Source organism: Pseudomonas sp. VEM90 (assembly GCF_054611535.1).
In genome coordinates this window covers 33,817-47,977 of the sequence record NZ_JBTRAR010000025.1, presented here as the reverse complement: position 1 = coordinate 47,977, position 14,161 = coordinate 33,817, and the positions used below count along the sequence as shown (strand labels likewise).

Below are 14,161 nucleotides of genomic sequence, written 5' to 3'. Positions count from 1 at the left end.
CCCCCAACGCAAAACCGCCGGGGCCGCTCTGCGGCCCGTTCGCGACCCAAGGCCGCTCCCACAGTTGCGCGTACTCCCAGCCGATCCCGCACCTCCCGGCACCCCAATGATGCCGCCAGCCCGTTTCACCGCTACAATGCCCGCCTAAACCGTGACAGCCCGAAAATATAACGACATGTCCCTTCCAAAGAATCACCTGGAACTGCTCAGCCCTGCCCGTGACGTGGCCATCGCCCGTGAAGCGATCCTGCACGGCGCTGACGCCATCTATATCGGCGGCCCGAGCTTTGGCGCGCGCCATAACGCCTGCAACGAAGTCAGCGATATCGCCGAACTGGTCGAGTTCGCCCATCGCTACCATGCACGCGTGTTCACCACCATCAACACCATCCTCCACGACAACGAGCTGGAACCGGCGCGCAAGCTGATTCACCAGCTGTACGATGCAGGCGTTGACGCGCTGATCGTGCAGGACCTCGGGGTGATGGAGCTGGACATCCCGCCGATCGAGCTGCATGCCAGCACCCAGACCGACATCCGCACTCTGGAGCGGGCCAAGTTCCTCGACCAGGCCGGGTTCTCGCAACTGGTACTGGCGCGTGAGCTGAACCTGCAGCAAATCCGCGCCATCGCCGCCGAAACCGATGCTGCCATCGAGTTCTTCATCCACGGCGCACTGTGCGTGGCGTTCTCCGGCCAATGCAACATTTCCCATGCGCAGACCGGCCGCAGCGCCAACCGCGGTGATTGCTCGCAAGCCTGCCGCCTGCCCTACACGCTGAAAGATGACCAGGGCCGCGTGGTTGCGTTCGAGAAACACTTGCTGTCGATGAAGGACAACAACCAGACTGCCAACCTGGCTGACCTGGTCGATGCCGGCGTGCGCTCGTTCAAGATCGAGGGCCGCTACAAGGACATGGGCTATGTGAAGAACATCACCGCCCATTACCGCAAAGAGCTCGATGCCATCCTTGAAGACCGCCCTCAGTACGCCCGCGCGTCCAGCGGCCGTACCGAACACTTCTTCCTGCCCGACCCGGACAAAACCTTCCACCGCGGCAGCACCGACTACTTCGTGACCGACCGCAAGGTCGATATCGGCGCCTTCGACTCGCCAACCTTCACCGGCCTGCCGGTGGGTGTAGTGGAAAAGGTCGGCAAGCGTGACATGCACGTGGTTACCGACGTACCGCTGACCAACGGCGACGGCCTCAATGTGCTGGTCAAGCGCGAAGTGGTGGGCTTCCGCGCCAACATCGCCGAACCGCATGGCGAGTTCGAAGAAGACGGCCACAAGCGCTACCGCTATCGCGTCGAACCCAACGAAATGCCCGAAGGCCTGCACAAGCTGCGGCCCAACCACCCGCTGTCGCGCAACCTCGACCACAATTGGCAACAGGCCCTGCAACGCACCTCCTCCGAACGCCGGGTCGGCGTGGAGTGGCACGCGGTCCTGCGCGAGCAGCGCTTGATGCTGACCCTGAGCAGTGAAGAAGGCGTGAGTGTGCAGGTGGCCCTGGACGGCCCGTTCGGCGTAGCCAACAAGCCGCAGCAGGCACTGGAGCAGCTGCACGACCTGCTCGGCCAGCTGGGCACCACCCTGTACCACGCCGACCGCATCGAACTGGATGCCCCACAGGCGTACTTCATTCCCAACTCGCAGCTCAAGGCCCTGCGCCGCGAAGCCATCGAGGCGCTGACTGCAGCGCGTGTGCAGGCGCATCCGCGTGGCGGGCGCAAGGCCGAGAGCACACCACCGCCGGTGTACCCCGAGTCGCACCTGTCATTCCTGGCCAACGTATACAACCAGAAGGCCCGCGACTTCTACCACCGCCACGGCGTGCAACTGATCGATGCGGCCTATGAAGCCCACGAAGAACACGGCGAAGTGCCGGTGATGATCACCAAGCACTGCCTGCGCTTCTCCTTCAACCTGTGCCCCAAGCAGGCCAAGGGCGTGACCGGCGTGCGCACCAAGGTGGCCCCGATGCAGCTGATTCAGGGTGACGAAGTGCTGACCCTGAAGTTCGACTGCAAGCCGTGCGAGATGCATGTGATCGGCAAGATGAAGAGCCACATCATCGACCTGCCGACCCCGGGCAGCGCGGTGGCCCAGGTGGTGGGGCATATCAGCCCGGAAGACTTGCTCAAGACCATCCCGCGCGGACCGCACTGAGTTCGCCTGGCAGGGCCTCTTCGCTACACGGGCTTGTGGTTCCCTGTAGGAGCGGCTTTAGCCGCGAATACGGTAGCCGAGACAACGGTGAACGGCAGGTGGAAATTGGCCAGCAGGCACGGCCCTTTCGCGGGTAAACCCGCTCCTACACGGGCTGGTTCCCTGTAGGAGCGGCTTTAGCCGCGAATACGGTAGCCGCGACAATGGTGAACGGCGGGTGGACATTGGCCAGCAGGCCCGGCCCTTTCGCGGGTGAACCCGCTCCTACACAGGCCCTGTAGGAGCGAGTTTACCCGCGAATACGGTAGCTGCGACAATGGTGAACGGCGGGTGGAAACTGGCTAGCAGGCCCGGCCCTTTCGCGGGTGAACCCGCTCCTACACGGGCTTGTGTAAGAGCGGCTTCAAAGAACGGCGCAAGCGTACCTCAGCAGCGCTCAGCGTATCTGGTGCTTGTGCAGCAAGCGGTAGAACGTCGGCCGCGAAACGCCCAGCACCTTGGCCGCCACGCTCAGGTTGTCGCTGTGCCGGTTGAGCACATCGCACAGCGCCTGCCGCTCGGCGCGGTGCTTGTATTCCTCCAGCGTGCCCAGCGGCTGTTGTTCCGGGTCGAGCAACTGCAACCCCAGGTCCTGCGCCTCGATCTGCCGCCCTTCAGCCAGCACCAGCCCGCGGCGTACACGGTTGGCCAACTCGCGCACATTGCCCGGCCAGTCATGCCGCCCCATCGCCGCCAGGGCATGGTCGCTGAACGACCGTGGCCGACGCCCGGTCTCCACGCTGTAGAAATGGGCAAAATGGTTGGCCAGCATCGACAGGTCACCATGCCGGTCGCGCAACGGCGCGGTCACCACCTGCAAGACGTTCAGGCGGTAATACAGGTCTTCGCGGAAACGCCCTTGCTCAATGGCCCGCTCGAGGTCCACATGCGTGGCCGCCAGCACCCGTACATCCACCGGTATTGGCTGGCTGCCACCCACCCGCTCGATGTGCTTCTCCTGCAAAAAACGCAGCAAGTTGGCCTGCAACTCCAACGGCAGGTCGCCGATTTCATCAAGAAACAACGTGCCGCCATCGGCCGCTTCGATACGCCCGGCCTTGCGCTGGTGGGCGCCGGTAAAGGCGCCCTTCTCATGGCCGAACAGTTCGGACTGGATCAAGTGCTCGGGGATCGCCCCGCAGTTGATAGCGATGAACGGCTGCTCGCTGCGTTGCGACTGGCGGTGCAGGGTGCGCGCCACCAGCTCTTTGCCGGTGCCGCTCTCACCGCGGATCAGCACCGGCGATTCGGTGGGTGCCAGTTTACCCAGCAACTTGCGCAACTCGCGGATAGGCCGGCTTTCGCCGAGCAATTCATGGGTCGTCTCATCGACCTTGACAGCCCCCTTGCCGCGCAGGCGCGCCATGCCGAAGGCCCGGCCCAGGGTTACCTGCACACGGGAGACGTCGAACGGCAGGGTATGGAAGTCGAAAAACCATTCACACACAAAATCGCCGAACGCCGGCATGCGCAGCTGATCGGCGCTGAGCACGGCAATCCATTCGGTGTTGCTGCGCTTGATCATGTCCTTGACCGCATCCGGGTGCCTCAGGTGCGAAGCCTGCAAGCGCAATAGCCCGACATCGCACGTGTGGTCCAGCGCAGCCCCGAGCAGACAGCTGTCCACATCCCAGCCTGCGTTGCGCAGGCCAGGTAACAAACGGTGGCAATCGTCGCAGGGGTCGACGATAAGCAAACGGCGTTGAGCGGCAGGCTGCTGCATGACCGGTCCTTGGCGCCAGTTTTTGGTTTTTTGAAGTAAAACAGCAAGTTGTGGCGCTCGTTTAACAGTAGCAACGAAGTTGACGGTTCCCAGTACCGTTTGTCTGCCGAATCATTTTTTTACAAACCACTACGGGAATTTTCGCACTTTATCGACATCACAAGGCGGCGCAGGCAAGAACAGCGGCGCCCCTGGAAAAAAATTTACAACCAATGTGTGACTTACCCACTAACAACGAGCATCAGTACACACAACCCCGCGCTGCACTTCGCGATACATGAGGCGACTTTGAAGCAACGCGGACTTCACTTCGATGTTTGGGACCATAGAGAGACCGAACCATGAATGCCCCGCTCCGTGTCAACGAAGCACTGCTGATTGCCGACCACGCCTTCGAACCTTTCCAGTGCGTAGCCTGGGATGCGCCCAACGGTACTGGTGAACTGAGCCTGGCAGTGATCGACCGGACCAGCACCCGCATCGGCGCCAAGCAGGTGTCGTCGCGCATCTACTCCGACCCGGCCCAATGGGCCAGCCTGATCGAAGAAGTGCGCGCCGAATTGTGTGAAAAGGGTTACGACCTGCAACCGTGGTCGATGCCAAAGTAATATCGGCCAGCACAGCAAGTGCGTGCACTGTCACGCACTTGTACAACTTCTCTGTTGCTGTTGCGACAACTTTTCTGATTGCGACATAGTGTCGCAAACCGCCCTTTCAATCCACCACCTTGAATTGTTGCAAATGCTGGTAATCGGCATGCAATTGTTCTGCCAGACGCTGCGCGCGCCCCAGGCGCACTGGCGCCAGCTCCATATCGACCAACAACGTGGTGCATGGCATCGGCTGCACGGTATTGCTGTGCTGCAGGCGACCGTCGGTGAACACCAGACAACGCAAGGCCTCTTGCGGATGCGCTCGCTGCCGCGTCTGTAGCCAGTGCCGGGCCTGCTCCAGTGCGGCTAACAACGGCGTGCCCCCACCTGCCCCCAAGGCCTGCAACCAGGGTTGTAAGGCGGCCGATGCCTTCAGCCCGTGGCGCTGCCACTGTGGCGTGCGCCCGCTGGCAGTCAGCAGGGCCAAGCGGGCGCGCTGGCGATAGGCCTGGTCGAACAATGCCGCCAGCAACCCTTTGCTCTGCGCCAGCGCCTGATGACGCCGGGTTGAAGCCGAGGCATCGACGATCACCAGCCACAACTCTGCAGGCCTGCCCTTGCGCTGCTGCCAGCACAGGTCCTGTCGCTGACGCGGCCGCCCTTTGAGCAAGGTCGGCAGCCAGGCTACCCGGCCGGCCGCCGCATGATGCACGGGGCCACGGCGGGTACCGTTCTGCTTGCCTGTGCCCGCTCTGGCATCCGCCCCTTTGGCTGGTGGCTGGGGGATGCTCAGGGCTTTTTTGCCCAGTTCGGCACCTCGCGGCGGGCGCCGCTGGCAACCGGCTGTGCCGGTAATGCCCCCCAGTCGCCCTGCCCGCCCCGTTCACCCGGGTTGCCGGCGCCAGGCTGCTGGTCAGGCGGCGGTGGCGCCGACGGCGGGTTGGCCTGGGGCGTCATACGGCGGCGATGGCGCAAGGCGAATTCGGCCACCGCCTCGACATCCACTTCTTCGATAGCCTCAGCGCCGCGCCAGGCACAGTGGGCGCGCGCAGCGCGCAGCCACACCAGGTCGGCGCGCAGGCCGTCCACGCCGGCGGCGTAGCAGCGCTCGGTAATCCAGGCCAGCGCCTGGTCATCCAGGGCAATGTCGGCCAAGGCCTGGCGCGCCGCCTGGCAGCGCTCGCGCAGTTGCGCCTGGGCCTGGGCCCAGTGTGCGCAGAACGCCTGAGGGTCACTGTCGAAGGCCAGGCGGCGGCGAATGATCTGCTGCCGGGCCTCGGGCTCCGGCAAGCCCTCCAGCGCCACGTTCAGGCCGAAACGGTCGAGCAACTGCGGGCGCAGCTCGCCCTCTTCCGGGTTCATGGTGCCGATCAGTACGAAGCGGGCGCTGTGCCGGTGCGAGATACCGTCACGCTCGACGCGGTTTGTGCCGCTGGCAGCCACGTCAAGCAACAGATCGACCAAGGTGTCGGGCAGCAGGTTGACCTCATCGACATACAGCACACCGCCGTCGGCCTGGGCCAGCACGCCCGGGGAAAACTGCGCCTTGCCCTGCCCCAGCGCGGCATCCAGGTCGAGGGTGCCGACCAACCGCTCTTCACTGGCGCCCAATGGCAAGGTGACGAACGGGCCTTCGCCAAGCAGGTCGGCCAGACCACGGGCCAGGGTGCTCTTGGCCATGCCACGCGGCCCTTCGATCAGCACACCACCGATCCTGGGGTCGATGGCGGTCAGGCACAGAGCCAGCTTGAGGTCGTCTGCACCGACCACGGCCGCCAGCGGAAATTGTACGGGTTCACTCATTTCAAGCCTGTTCCTCGCCGTCGAGCAGTTGGTCCTCAAGGGCTTCGCGGTAGTCGCCCGGCGCCTGCCACAAGCCGCGCTGCTGGGCCTCCAGCAGGCGCTCGGTGAGGTCGCGCAGGGCCTCGGGGTTGTGCTCGCGCATGAAATCGCGGGTCGCCGGGTCGAGCACATAGGCATCGGCCAGCCCCTGGTAATGATGGTCGTCGATCAGGTGCGTGGTGGCGTCGAAGGCGAACAGGTTGTCGACTGTCGCTGCCATCTCGAAGGCACCCTTGTAGCCGTGACGCTTGACCCCGTCGATCCACTTGGGGTTGAGCGCACGGGCACGGATTACCCGGTTCAGCTCTTCCTTGAGGGTACGGACGCGCGGTCGGTCGGCCTGGCTGTGGTCGCCATGGTAGCTGGCCACCACCGCCCCGGACAGGGTTTCCGAGGCCGCCAGCATGCCGCCCTGGAACTGGTAGTAATCGTTGGAATCGAGCAGGTCGTGCTCGTGGTTGTCCTGGTTCTGCAGCACTGCCTGCACCTTGGCCAGGCGTTGGGCGAACTGGGCGCGGGCCGGGGTGCCGTCGTCGCTGCCGCCGTAGGCATAGCCGCCGTGATTGAGGTAGACCTCGGCCAGGTCGTCGCGGCTGTGCCACAAGCGCCCGTCGATGGCGTTCTGCACCCCGGCACCGTAAGCCCCGGGTTTGGCGCCGAACACCCGCCAGCCAGCCTGACGTGCGGCCTGCTCGGCATCCATGCCTTGAGCCTGCAGCGTTGCCCGCTCGCTGCGCACACGGGCAGCCAGTGGGTTGAGGTCGTCAGGTTCGTCCAGCGCGGCCACTGCCTGCACGGCGGCGTCGAACAGGCGGATCAGGTTACCGAAGGCATCGCGGAAGAAGCCGGAAACACGCAAGGTCACGTCCACCCTGGGGCGGTCGAGAAGGCTCAGCGGCAAGATTTCGAAATCGTCGACCCGTTGGCTGCCGGTGGCCCAGACAGGCCGCACGCCCATCAGCGCCATGGCCTGCGCGATGTCGTCGCCGCCGGTGCGCATGGTCGCCGTGCCCCACACCGACAGGCCGAGCTGGCGCAAGTGATCGCCGTGGTCCTGCAGATGGCGTTCGAGGATCAGGCTGGCCGAGGCGAAGCCCAGGCGCCAGGCTGTGGTGGTGGGCAGGTTGCGCACGTCCACGGTATAGAAGTTGCGACCGGTGGGCAGCACATCGAGGCGCCCTCGGCTAGGCGCACCACTGGGGCCGGCTGGCACGAAGCGCCCGGCCAGTGCCGCCAGCAGGCCATTCATTTCAGCCGTGCCGCAGGCGTCCAGGCTGGGGGCTACCGCTTCACACAGGGCCTGCACTACAGCGTGCACCGGTTGCCACTCACTCAGGTCGGGTAACTGTGCTGTGCCTTCCAGCGCCTGCCCGATCAGCTGCAGTGCCAACAGCTCAAGGCGCTCGCGGGTGTCGCCACAAGTGCGCCAGGGCTCATTGCTCATGGCCTGCAGCTGTTCAGGGCGTATGCCCTGCCACGGCTGCCCAAGGTCGCAATCGAGCGGGTCCCAGCCCGGCACCAGTGCTTTCGCCAGGGCGCGCAGCAGGCTGGCATTGCCGCCACGACCGTCGCCACGCTCGACCCGCAACAACGCCAGCAGCGTATCCAGGCGTAGCCGCCCTTCAGGTGACTGACCAAACACGTGCAGGCCATCGCGAATTTGCGACTCCTTCAGGTCGCACAGGTAGGTATCCAGGCGCGGCAGCCAGAGCGCCGCATCGTCCAGTTGCCCTTCCAGTTGCAACTCACGGTCAATGTGGGTGGCCTTGACCAGCTCGAGGATGTCACGCTGCAACTCGCGGGCACGCCGAGGGTCGAGCAACTGCGCTTCATAGAACTCGTCGGCCAGTTGTTCCAGGTGGCGCAGCGGGCCATAGGTTTCGGCACGGGTCAGCGGCGGCATCAGATGGTCGATGATTACCGCCTGGGTGCGCCGCTTGGCCTGGGCGCCCTCGCCCGGGTCGTTGACGATGAACGGGTAGATGTTCGGCAGCGGCCCGAGCAGCGCGTCCGGCCAGCACTGCGCCGACAGCCCGACGCCTTTGCCGGGCAACCATTCGAGGTTGCCGTGCTTGCCGACGTGGATCACCGCATCGGCGGCAAATGCGTGACGCAGCCAGAAGTGAAATGCCAGGTAGCCGTGCGGCGGCACCAGGTCAGGGTCGTGATACACCGCGCTGGGGTCTACCTGATAGCCCCGCGCCGGCTGGATACCGACGAAGGTCAAACCAAAGCGCAGGCCGGCAACCATCAGCCGGCCGCTGCGATACATCGGGTCCTGTTCGGGCGGCCCCCAGCGTTCCAGCACTGCCTGGCGGTTGGCCTGCGGCAGGCGCTCGAAGGCCAGCTGGTAATCGGCCAGGCTCAGGCTCTGGGCACAGGGGCGCTGGTCGAGGTGGTCGAGGTCGTTGGTCACGCCACCGAGCAACTGCTGGATCAGTTGCGTACCGCTGCCCGGCAGTTCGGCCAGCGGGTAGCCTTCGGCCTGCAGCGCCTTGAGGATGTTGAGTGCGGCGGCGGGCGTGTCCAGGCCGACGCCATTGCCAATGCGGCCATCGCGGGTCGGGTAGTTGGCCAGCACCAGGGCCACACGCTTCTGGGCATTGGGCAGACGGGCCAGCTCGACCCAGCGGCGGGCCAGCTCGGCGACAAAGTCCATGCGCTCGGGGTGGGCGCGGTAGCAGACAACGTCGGACTGGCTGCGCTCGCTGCGCCAGGCCATGTCCTTGAAACTGACCGGGCGCGTAATGATGCGCCCATCCAGCTCCGGCAACGCAATGTGCATGGCCAGGTCGCGTGCGCCCAGGCCCTGTTCGCTGGCCTCCCAGCCAGGCTGGTTGTCCTGCGCACAGATGGCCTGAAGCACCGGGATGTCGCGGCGGAACGGGCGCAGGTTGGGGCGCTCGGGGCTGGACAAGGCGAAACCGGTGGTATTGACCAGCACTTCGGCGCCGACCTCGTCCAGCCAGGCTTCGACCTGTTCCAGGCAGGCGCTTTCCTTGAGGCTGGCCACGGCGATCGGCAACGGGTTCAGGCCGGCAGCCTGCAGGCGCTGGCAGAATACGTCGATGAACGCGGTATTGGCCGCTTGCAGGTGCGAACGGTAGAACAGCAGCGGCGCCACTGGCTGCTCGGGGTGCCAGTGCGGGTACCAGTCTTCGAGTGTCGCGCTGCCCTTGGCGGGGTGATATACCGCGGTGCGCGGCAAAGGCTGCGGCTCGTCCCAGGCATAGTCGCGGCCCAGCCACTGGCTGGCCAGGCAGTTGAACAGGTTGATGGCATTGGCCTTGCCGCCCTGGCGCAGGTAATGCCAAAGCCGCTCGGCCTGTTCACCGCGGACGTTGCCCAGGCAGGTCAGCTCCGGGTCCGGGCGGTCATCGCCCGGCACCAGAATCAGCTGCACGCCACGGGCGGCCAGCTCGACCAGTTGTTCGACACCATAGCGCCAGTAACCAACGCCACCGTGCAGCGACACCAGGATGACCTTGGCGTGGCGCAGCACCTGGTCGACATACAGGTCGACCGAGGCATGGTTCTGCACCTGCATCGGGTTGGCCAGGCGCAGGCTGGGAAAGTCTTCGGGCAATTGCTCGGCGGTGTCGGCGAGCAATGCCAGGTGTGAATCGCCGCTGCAGAGAATCACCAGCTCGGCGGGTGTCTGGCCGAGGTCGGCAATGCTGTCATCCGGTACGAAACCACCGGGCTGGGTCCGCAGCAGGTGCATGGGTCAGGCGCCCAGCGCCTGGCGCAGGCGCGCCTCCAGCTGGGCAGCATCGAGGTCCTGGCCGATCAGCACCAGGCGGGTGATGCGCGGCTCGTCGGCGCGCCAGGCGCGGTCGAAGTGCTTGTCGAAACGGGTGCCCACGCCTTGTACCAGCAGGCGCATCGGCTTGCCCGGGATGGCGGCGAAGCCTTTGGCGCGCAGGATACCGAACTCCACCACCAACTGGGTCAATGCATCGAGCAGCAGGCTTTCGTCGGCTTCCGGCAGGTCGATGGAGATGGAATCGAAAGCGTCGTGGTCATGATCGTCATGATCGTCGCTATCGTGGTGCGAATCGTGGTGGGTTCGGCGGCCATCGATATGCGCCTCGGACTCGGCACCCACGCCCAGCAGCACCTCCAGTGGCAGCTTGCCGCTGCTGGCCTCGATCACTTTCACCGCCGGCGGCAGTTCTTCGGCCACCTCGGCACGCACCTTGGCCAGGCCTTCGGCGTCGATCAGGTCAGCCTTGTTCAACACCACCAGGTCGGCACTGGCCAACTGGTCAGCGAACAGCTCGTGCAAGGGCGATTCATGATCCAGGTTAGGGTCGAGCTTGCGCTGGGCATCGACCTGGTCCGGGTAGGCGGCAAAGGTGCCAGCGGCCACGGCCGGGCTGTCGACCACGGTGATGACCGCATCGACGGTGCAGGCGTTGCGGATTTCCGGCCACTGGAACGCTTGTACCAATGGCTTGGGCAGGGCCAGGCCGCTGGTTTCGATGAGGATGTGGTCGAGGTCGCCACGGCGGGCCACCAGCTCGCGCATCACCGGGAAGAATTCTTCCTGCACGGTGCAGCACAGGCAGCCGTTGGCCAGCTCGTAGACGCGGCCGCTGGCTTCTTCCTCGGTGCAACCGATGCTGCACTGTTTGAGGATTTCGCCATCGATGCCCAGTTCACCAAATTCGTTGACGATGACCGCAATGCGGCGGCCCTGGGCGTTGTCGAGCATGTGGCGCAGCAAGGTGGTCTTGCCCGAGCCGAGGAAGCCGGTGACGATGGTGACGGGTAGCTTGGCCAGTGTTTTCATGTCGCATTGCCCTTGGCAGTGTGGCGCGGGCATGCAGGACGACAGCCGCAGGCCAGGCCGGCCGGGCTTGTTCGCCACCGGATCACCCCGCCCGGTTGAAAGTCGAAAACGTGACGAGGCAGGTCTCCTGGCTTGCACCGTTCCATGCCCCGTTCAGTCGAACGGCGGGCTGGCGGGATGACGCCTTCCCGCGCGCTGGCGCAGTGGCTGTGTCGATCCGTTGTCGGTGCTTACAGTTGCGGGGGCAGCCGCGGCTTGTACCGCGTTCCCGTCTTAGCTTCGGCCAGGCCGAAGAACCTCGAAGTGGCAAGGCTACGCAGTGGCTGGCGGGTGGTCAACCATTGCTGCGGGGCCGGTCGACAACGCTGGGCGCAAGTGCGCTACAGTGGCGCCTTATCCACGGTCAAGGACGCACCATGCCCCTCGCCCCCGCCATACCTGTACTGCGCATATTCTCGATCGACAAGGCCAAGGAGTTCTACCTCGACTTCCTGGGTTTCAGCCTGGACTGGGAGCACCGCTTCAGCCCGGACTTGCCGTTGTACATGCAGATCCACCGTGATGGCCTGATCCTGCACCTTTCAGAGCACCATGGCGATGCCTGCCCTGGCTCGACCGTGTTCGCCCGCCTCGACGACCTGCGCGCGCTGGAGGGTGAATTGCAGGGTAAACAGTACGGTTTCGCCCGGCCCGAGGCCGAGCGCCTGGATTGGGGCCTGCAGATGCAGGTATGGGACCCGTTCGGCAACCGCCTGCGCTTTTGCCAGCAGATCGATGACGAGGCCAACCCATGAAGGCATTGGGCAAACGCGAGATAAGTCGCCTGGAGCGGGGGTTGGTTGCGTGCCTGACCGATGCCTGCGAAGCCGCCAAGGCAGAAATTGTCGGCTTCAGTTGGCTTACCCATCGCCTCGACCCCGAGGACTTTCCGAGCAGCCTGCGTATCACCTGGGTATTCGAGCAAGAGGCCGACAAGGCAGCGGCCGTGGTCGGTGATGCGAAGGCGCGCATGCTGGCGCTTACCGGCCTGGCGCTGGAGCAAGCCGGCATTGAGCTGGACCATCCGGCCTGGCATGTGCGATTCGACAGTGAAGAAGCCTGCGCGCACGGCCACGGCGGAGACTGGGCCAAGCGCTTGCAGACGCAGCGCTGAGCCCCAACCGGCAGCCGGTGCTTTACCCGGCCCCAGAGGGCCGTTAGGCTACGCAGTCTCTAAATTACGAGGTGTTCGTCCAATGCGCCATTGATGCCGCCGTCTGTTCGACGGCCAGTCTTCAGCCTCCGGTTCGTACCGGAGATGTCGCGGCATTTGTGGAGTTGTGCATGACGAACACGTCGATTCTGACGCTGGACAGCGTCTCCTTGGCCTTGCCTGATGGCAGGCCGCTGTTTAGCAACCTCAACGAAACCTTCGACCAACGCCGCACCGGCCTGGTCGGGCGCAATGGCGTGGGCAAAAGCCTGCTAGGGCAGATTCTTGCCGGCCAGCGTGAACCGAGCAGCGGCCATTGTCGGCGCCTCGGACCTGTCCATTTGCTGGACCAGCAAGTCATCGAGCGCAGCGCCACGCTGGCCGACCTGGCCCAAGTGGGACCGGTGATTGCGGCGCTGGAGCGCATCGAGCAAGGCAGCATCGAGCCCCAGGATTTCGACACCGTTGGCGAGCGCTGGGATATGCGCGAGCAATTGCAGCTACAGCTTCAGGGCCATGGCCTGGGTCAACTCGACTGGCGCCAGCCCGCACGAACCCTGAGCGGTGGCCAAGCCATGCGCGTGGCATTGATTGGCGCGTGGCTCAGCGATGCCGATTACCTGATCCTCGACGAGCCAAGCAATTACCTGGACAGCAACGCCCGTGCCCAGCTGCTGAGCATGATCGAAGCCTGGGACCGTGGCTTGCTGGTGATCAGCCACGACCGCAGCCTGCTGGCGCACATGGCACGCATTGTCGAACTATCCAGCCTGGGCTTGCAGGCCTATGGTGGCAACTACAGCCTCTATAGTGCGCAAAAAACCAACCAGACGGCGCAGGCCCAGCAGCAACTTGCCCGGCTGAAGCAGGCGCAGCAACGACAGGCCCGTGAACTGCAGCGCCAACGCGAAGACCTGGAGCGCCATCAGGCCCGGGCCGGGCGCCAAGCCAAGCACGCCAACCAGGCCAAGATTCTGGTCGACCGCAAGCAGGAGCGCAGCCAGGCCACTGCCGGCAAGCAGCACCGCGAGCATCGCGATGCTCGGCAAACGCTTATGGGCAAAGTGCGTGACGCCGCCCGCGAGATGGAGCATGACAGCGCTATTACCTTGCACACGCCCACACCTCAGCGTCATCCGGGCCGAGAAGTGTTGGCGTTGCAGGCACTTTGCTTGCCCCATGGCACCCGTAAAGCGCTTGACCTGCGCTTGTGCCTGGGCCAGCGCGTAGGGCTGATCGGCGCCAATGGCAGTGGCAAGTCCACCCTGCTCAGGCTGCTGAATGGGGAATTGCCGGCATCGCCCGACAATGTGCGCCTCATCGGTGAGACCGCCCTGCTCGATCAGCACTGCAGCACACTGGCAGGCAACCGTAGCGTGCTCGAACACCTACGCCAAGCCAACCCGACGATGGCCCAGGGGAAATTGCGCAGCCGCCTGGCGCAACTGGGCCTGGATGCGGCCCGTATCGAACTGCCCAGTGGCCTGCTTAGCGGCGGTGAGTGTATGAAGGCGGCGCTGGCCGCCGTGCTGTACCGCGAACGGCCGCTCGACCTGTTGCTGCTGGACGAACCCGGCAACCACCTGGACCTGCCTTCGCTGACAGCCCTGGAACGCATGCTTGGGCAGTTTCGCGGGGCGCTGATAGTGGCGTCCCATGATGCGGTATTGCTGGAAAACCTGGCGCTGGATGAGTACTTGCGGTTGTAGAAACCGAAAAAAAAGCATCGCAGCCTATCAATTCGTGACTGGCCGTTCCCGATCCGCCAAGGATGTATTAAGGTGGCATGGTGCGCATATAA

Annotated in this window: 10 protein-coding genes and 1 riboswitch; of the genes, 5 read left to right on the top strand and 5 right to left on the bottom strand. The window is 64.6% G+C overall.

The genetic code is table 11. The features are described from left to right. The first annotated feature begins 175 nt into the window (after nucleotides 1–175). Nucleotides 176–2,176 carry a peptidase U32 family protein gene (locus ACYCCG_RS21380; RefSeq protein ID WP_459671687.1) on the top strand — a complete coding sequence of 667 codons (2,001 nt, stop codon included), beginning with the start codon at nucleotides 176–178 and terminating at the stop codon, nucleotides 2,174–2,176. Nucleotides 2,177–2,612: 436 nt separating this feature from the next. Here ACYCCG_RS21380 and ACYCCG_RS21375 read toward each other — a convergent pair whose 3' ends face one another. Next, the gene (locus tag ACYCCG_RS21375) at nucleotides 2,613–3,938 is read right to left on the bottom strand and encodes a sigma-54 dependent transcriptional regulator (protein WP_392515356.1); all 1,326 of its coding nucleotides are present in this window, start codon (nucleotides 3,936–3,938) and stop codon (nucleotides 2,613–2,615) included. A 341-nt stretch (nucleotides 3,939–4,279) separates the two neighbouring features. Here ACYCCG_RS21375 and ACYCCG_RS21370 point away from each other — a divergent pair, with 341 nt between their 5' ends. Next, a complete protein-coding gene (locus ACYCCG_RS21370; RefSeq protein WP_003247923.1) occupies nucleotides 4,280–4,546 on the top strand; it encodes a hypothetical protein in 267 nt (88 codons plus the stop codon). A gap of 106 nt (nucleotides 4,547–4,652) precedes the next feature. Here ACYCCG_RS21370 and ACYCCG_RS21365 read toward each other — a convergent pair whose 3' ends face one another. The 4 genes from ACYCCG_RS21365 to cobW form a co-directional block, all read right to left on the bottom strand. After that, the gene (locus ACYCCG_RS21365; RefSeq protein ID WP_459671686.1) at nucleotides 4,653–5,243 is read right to left on the bottom strand and encodes a vWA domain-containing protein; all 591 of its coding nucleotides are present in this window, start codon (nucleotides 5,241–5,243) and stop codon (nucleotides 4,653–4,655) included. Nucleotides 5,244–5,320: 77 nt separating this feature from the next. Beyond that, on the bottom strand, nucleotides 5,321–6,334 hold the full coding sequence (locus tag ACYCCG_RS21360) for an ATP-binding protein (RefSeq protein ID WP_339443882.1): 1,014 nt from the start codon (nucleotides 6,332–6,334) through the stop codon (nucleotides 5,321–5,323). Nucleotide 6,335: 1 nt separating this feature from the next. Further along, nucleotides 6,336–10,097: a cobaltochelatase subunit CobN gene (cobN, locus tag ACYCCG_RS21355; protein ID WP_459671684.1), complete on the bottom strand. Its 3,762-nt coding sequence runs from the start codon at nucleotides 10,095–10,097 to the stop codon at nucleotides 6,336–6,338. Nucleotides 10,098–10,100: 3 nt separating this feature from the next. After that, nucleotides 10,101–11,168 carry a cobalamin biosynthesis protein CobW gene (cobW, locus tag ACYCCG_RS21350; RefSeq protein WP_459671683.1) on the bottom strand — a complete coding sequence of 356 codons (1,068 nt, stop codon included), beginning with the start codon at nucleotides 11,166–11,168 and terminating at the stop codon, nucleotides 10,101–10,103. A 100-nt stretch (nucleotides 11,169–11,268) separates the two neighbouring features. Then, a riboswitch (cobalamin riboswitch) is annotated at nucleotides 11,269–11,484 on the bottom strand. Between the two features lie 100 nt (nucleotides 11,485–11,584). On the opposite strand from cobW, the gene ACYCCG_RS21345 reads away from it, so the two are divergent. The 3 genes from ACYCCG_RS21345 to ACYCCG_RS21335 all read left to right on the top strand — a co-directional run bounded on the left by ACYCCG_RS21345 (nucleotide 11,585) and on the right by ACYCCG_RS21335 (nucleotide 14,069). Then, nucleotides 11,585–11,962 (top strand): glyoxalase superfamily protein, encoded by a 378-nt coding sequence (locus tag ACYCCG_RS21345; protein ID WP_339443885.1) that lies wholly within the window; start codon nucleotides 11,585–11,587, stop codon nucleotides 11,960–11,962. Continuing rightward, nucleotides 11,959–12,321, top strand: coding sequence for a hypothetical protein (locus ACYCCG_RS21340; RefSeq protein ID WP_339443886.1), 363 nt, complete (start codon nucleotides 11,959–11,961; stop codon nucleotides 12,319–12,321). Before ACYCCG_RS21345 ends, ACYCCG_RS21340 begins: the two co-directional genes overlap by 4 nt. Nucleotides 12,322–12,491: 170 nt before the next feature. Continuing rightward, nucleotides 12,492–14,069, top strand: coding sequence for an ATP-binding cassette domain-containing protein (locus ACYCCG_RS21335; protein ID WP_459671680.1), 1,578 nt, complete (start codon nucleotides 12,492–12,494; stop codon nucleotides 14,067–14,069). Nucleotides 14,070–14,161: the final 92 nt, after the last annotated feature.

Coding starts and splice junctions, on each gene's coding strand:
- cobW (WP_459671683.1), bottom strand. CDS start 11,168: ATGAAAACACTGGCCAAGCTACCCGTCACCATCGTCACCGGCTTCCTC.
- ACYCCG_RS21380 (WP_459671687.1), top strand. CDS start 176: ATGTCCCTTCCAAAGAATCACCTGGAACTGCTCAGCCCTGCCCGTGAC.
- ACYCCG_RS21345 (WP_339443885.1), top strand. CDS start 11,585: ATGCCCCTCGCCCCCGCCATACCTGTACTGCGCATATTCTCGATCGAC.
- ACYCCG_RS21370 (WP_003247923.1), top strand. CDS start 4,280: ATGAATGCCCCGCTCCGTGTCAACGAAGCACTGCTGATTGCCGACCAC.
- ACYCCG_RS21375 (WP_392515356.1), bottom strand. CDS start 3,938: ATGCAGCAGCCTGCCGCTCAACGCCGTTTGCTTATCGTCGACCCCTGC.
- cobN (WP_459671684.1), bottom strand. CDS start 10,097: ATGCACCTGCTGCGGACCCAGCCCGGTGGTTTCGTACCGGATGACAGC.
- ACYCCG_RS21335 (WP_459671680.1), top strand. CDS start 12,492: ATGACGAACACGTCGATTCTGACGCTGGACAGCGTCTCCTTGGCCTTG.
- ACYCCG_RS21360 (WP_339443882.1), bottom strand. CDS start 6,334: ATGAGTGAACCCGTACAATTTCCGCTGGCGGCCGTGGTCGGTGCAGAC.
- ACYCCG_RS21340 (WP_339443886.1), top strand. CDS start 11,959: ATGAAGGCATTGGGCAAACGCGAGATAAGTCGCCTGGAGCGGGGGTTG.